Origin of the sequence: Paramuribaculum intestinale (assembly GCF_003024925.1) — a bacterium.
Taxonomy (GTDB): Bacteria; Bacteroidota; Bacteroidia; order Bacteroidales; family Muribaculaceae; genus Paramuribaculum; species Paramuribaculum intestinale.
Window position 1 is genome coordinate 1 of the sequence record NZ_PUED01000194.1, and the last position, 4,140, is coordinate 4,140.

5 protein-coding genes are annotated in these 4,140 nt (G+C 42.3%); all 5 read left to right on the forward strand.

Annotated features, from left to right (window positions below; translation table 11 throughout):
* Positions 1 to 51 precede the first annotated feature (51 nt).
* The 5 genes from C5O24_RS11290 to C5O24_RS11310 are packed head-to-tail and all read left to right on the forward strand — an operon-like array spanning position 52 to position 3,745.
* Positions 52 to 378, forward strand: a complete 327-nt coding sequence (locus C5O24_RS11290; RefSeq protein ID WP_107037010.1) for a DMT family transporter — start codon at positions 52 to 54, stop codon at positions 376 to 378.
* A gap of 18 nt (positions 379 to 396) precedes the next feature.
* A complete protein-coding gene (locus tag C5O24_RS11295; RefSeq protein ID WP_240604989.1) occupies positions 397 to 1,560 on the forward strand; it encodes an MFS transporter in 1,164 nt (387 codons plus the stop codon).
* A gap of 28 nt (positions 1,561 to 1,588) precedes the next feature.
* Positions 1,589 to 1,786, forward strand: coding sequence for a PleD family two-component system response regulator (locus C5O24_RS11300; protein WP_107037012.1), 198 nt, complete (start codon positions 1,589 to 1,591; stop codon positions 1,784 to 1,786).
* A complete protein-coding gene (locus C5O24_RS11305) occupies positions 1,783 to 2,463 on the forward strand; it encodes a sigma 54-interacting transcriptional regulator (protein WP_107037013.1) in 681 nt (226 codons plus the stop codon). The genes C5O24_RS11300 and C5O24_RS11305 overlap by 4 nt, the downstream gene beginning before the upstream one ends.
* Positions 2,464 to 2,476: 13 nt before the next feature.
* Complete coding sequence (locus C5O24_RS11310; RefSeq protein ID WP_107037014.1) at positions 2,477 to 3,745, forward strand: ATP-binding protein; 1,269 nt, start codon at positions 2,477 to 2,479, stop codon at positions 3,743 to 3,745.
* The last annotated feature ends 395 nt before the right edge of the window (positions 3,746 to 4,140 follow it).

The window sequence follows — 4,140 nt, forward strand, 5'->3', positions numbered from 1 at the left end:
GGACTATATGATAAGGGTCAAACTGATAAAATCTTTAAACCAAAATAAAAAATGAATTGGATATTGCTGTTTCTTGCCGGATTGTTTGAGGTTAGCCTCGCATTCTGTCTTGGAAAAACCAAGGCAACAACCGGAACAGAGTTTTATTTATGGGGTACTGGTTTTCTTTTGTCCACAGTGCTTAGCATGTACCTACTTGCGAAGGCCATTCAGACCTTGCCGATAGGTACGGCATACGCGGTATGGACAGGAATCGGTGCAGTCGGTACGGTAATTATAGGCATCTTGGTTTTCAAAGAGCCGGCCACCCCTTTGCGGTTGTTTTTTATCTTTACTCTTATTGCATCAATTATCGGACTAAAGCTCGTGACAAACTAAGAAAAGATGCCTTGTGTTTTGAAAGAAAATGAAGGAATACCAAAACTCCTTCTTATTATTATGGCATTGGCTACTGGCTTCTCGGTAGCCAATTGTTATTACAACCAATCGCTATTGGGCAGTATTGTTTCCGACTTCCACGCTTCTGAGTATGATGGAAGCATAATCAGCGCGCTTACTCAATTCGGATACGTCGTAGGATTATGTATAGTCATTCCTCTTGGCAATACTCTATCAAAAAAGCGTATCATAACAATTGATTATTTTTGCTGTTCTATGGCTCTTCTATCAGTCGCTATAACGAAAGACTTGTTTATCATAAAATTATCATCTTTCATAATAGGGATCAGTTCTGTAATGCCTCAATTTTTTATACCGATGGCGGCTCTTTATTCCGAGCCTAAAAACAAGGCTCTGAACATAGGTATAATTCAGTCTTGTTTATTGATTGGCATTTTAGGCTCCCGATTTTTAAGCGGAATCATATCAGAAGCCATTTCCTGGCGTTACGTTTATTTCTTTGCATCCGTTGTGATGCTTTTATGCCTGATAGCAATAGCGATAACTTTACCCGGCGATAAGACGTTGCCAACGTCCAACTACAGAGGGACTCTAAAATCAATGATCAGTCTATTGCGGCATAACAAAACGCTGCATACTTCAGCAGCAAGATCTGCAACCGCCTACGCATCTTTCTTCGCCCTGTGGAGTTGTATATCATATCGGATGAAAGCCTCCCCGTTTTTTGCCTCAGATGATGTAATCGGCAGTCTTGGGCTCTGCGGTATAGCAGGTGCTTCATGTGTGATAATACTAAGCAAGCACATCCAAACTTGGGGAAGTAGGAGATGTTCGATTGTCGGTGCGTTATCAATGTTATTCGCTTGGTTTACAGCACTTGCATTTGATGGATATTTCGTAAGCATAGTTATCACAGTCCTGATTATTGATGCCGGTATGCAATGCATACATCTCTCCAATCAGACAAAAGTAGTAACAAGCAGCAATGTCAATGCAAATTTCCTAAACACATTGTATATGATACTATATTTCGTCGGGGGAACCATAGGAACACTTATAGCGGGCATATTGTGGACAAAATATCAATGGATTGGGACTATTATTATTGGAATATTATTTACACTGATTTCATTATTCATAAGCATATTAACTACCGATTGAATTATAATGACACTAAAATCAACGTAACATGAACAGGATCCTCATTGTAGATGCCTCCGAATCAGACCGTCGGCTTATTTCGGGCTTGCTTGTCAAGTCCGGCTATGAGCCGATTGCCGTCGAGGCAATCGAGGCAGCAAAGGACGAGGTGGCGTTATCGCCTTGGCGCTCTCAGCGAAGCGTAGAGAGAATCTGCCACCGGGCGCAGTTATCGTTGCGGCGATGACATTCGTCCGTGGCACAGCACAGGAGTTAATCAACTGGCAGAAGACTGAGGGATACGGATTTCCTGTAGTCGCCATAGTGGACAATCTCAACCCATTGGATATTGCCGATGTGATGATGGACGGCGGTGCCGTCAACATCATTCAGCGTCCGGCAATGGACAAGCAGTTTGTTGAAACAGTGGGCAGGTATGTAAGATCGGGCAGAACAATGCTCCTGCTCCCTGACGAGCTTATCCCACGCCAAAGCGAGGCATTTGCCGTGATTGAACGGGCAATAAGAAATATTGCCGCGACGGATGTCAATGCCGTCATCTTCGGCGAATGCGGCTCAGGAAAAGAGCAGATTGCAAAAGAGATATACAGGCTCAGTTCACGGTCACAAAAGCCATGCACCGTCATAGAAGCCGGCGGCGCGGCACTTGTCGGCAACCACGACCCTGCAAATTTGCGCAGCGAAGTGCTAAACCGGATGGAAGGGTACTTCAAGAAGGCTGACGGCGGTACAATCATCATCAAGAACGTGCAGTTGTTGAACTTCGAGAAACAATCGGTGCTATATATTTCGAGGGAAAATATCCATCAACTCGTTCATAGTCATTGCTTGGAAAAGCAAATTGCCGCCGTACAGCAATATCGCATTTGGCTGTATTCCGAAAATATTGTAATTTTGCAGTAAATTCGGAATAGGAATGAACAACGACAAATACATACAAAGAGATTCTTATCTCAAAAAACTGATTATCAGAAAAGATAACGGTGAAGTAAAAATTATAACCGGCCCCCGCCGGTGTGGCAAATCTTGGCTATTAAGTCATATATACCGGGATTATCTCACCGATCAAGGAGTACCCTCTGAAAATATCATTGCTTTGGACTTTGACAAGGATGACGACAAATATGATTTCGACATTCTTGATCCAAAAGCTGTAAAGAATCATATCTACTCACAGATAAAGAGCGATACCGAGAATTACTATATCTTTCTTGACGAGATACAAGAACTTGAAAATTTTGAGCGACTCGTAAACGGTCTTAACGGTCATGACAATATAGATGTGTATGTGACCGGCAGCAACTCCCGTTTCCTGTCAAAAGACATACGGACTATATTCCGTGGCAGGGGAGATGAAATCAGGGTGTTCCCTTTGTCATTCAGGGAGTTCTATCAGGCATTACACTATGACGTTCGTGAAGCATGGAAAGTGTACTCGACTTTTGGAGGGATGCCTCGTCTTATCCACTATACTGATGATGAGCAGAAAATAAATTATCTTCAAAACTTGTGGGACAAGACTTATATAGATGATGTGGTAGAGAGAAACAAAGTAAGGAATGAACTTGCCGTTTCTCGACTTGCCACCTCGTTATGTAGTTCCATTGGCTCGCTCACCAATCCGGCACGCATAGCCAATACCCTCGAATCGGTGCAAAAGATGAAGATTGATTCCAAAACAGTATCGTCTTATATTGACTATCTTGAAAATGCCTTCCTGTTTGAAAGCGCGGAGAGATACGATGTAAAGGGCAGGCGTTATTATGAAACCAATAAGAAATATTACTGCATAGATATAGGTCTTAGAAACGCAAGGTTGAATTTTCGTCAGCAGGAGCCGACGCATATAATGGAGAATGTTCTATATAATCATCTGCGTGTTCTCGGTTATCTTGTAGATGTGGGCATAGTGGAAAGTCGTGAAATGAAAGACGGCAAAATGTCATATTCACAGCGTGAGATAGACTTCATCGCTAACAAGGGAAGCCGGAAGTATTATATTCAGTCCGCTTACTCGATACCGTCCGAAGAAAAGCGGGAGCAGGAGCTCGCATCTCTCCTGAAAATATCCGACTCATTCAAGAAGATTGTGGTTGTCGGCGACGAGATAATGCCTTATACCGACGACAATGGTATATATTTCACAGGCCTATTTGATTTCCTGTTGAAAGATGAATGGCTATAATGCAGTCAACAAATTTTAATAGGCATAATTAGGAATAACGCCTGAAAAACACTAATTTTGTATTGCCCTAATGGAATAATGGGTAAGAACATTGAAATAATGCCGTGTGCAATTCGTGAACAACGGGAAGCGTGGCATTACAATATCCTGAATATTACTTAGTTACAACGATAAACCCCGGCTTCTCCGGGGTCACAATCAAAAATGGCAAATCGCCGCAAAGCACTGAAATTACTTGATTTTCAGTGCTTTTTCTTTTTGCCAAAATTTCAGAATGGCGCAGAATCCGGTCTCGGACACCACGCATCTGTGAGCGAAAGATTCTGACTTAGCAGTGGTGCGATAAAGATCCAACTACTGCGATTAATATATTAGTATTTAGTTAAATACAAGAG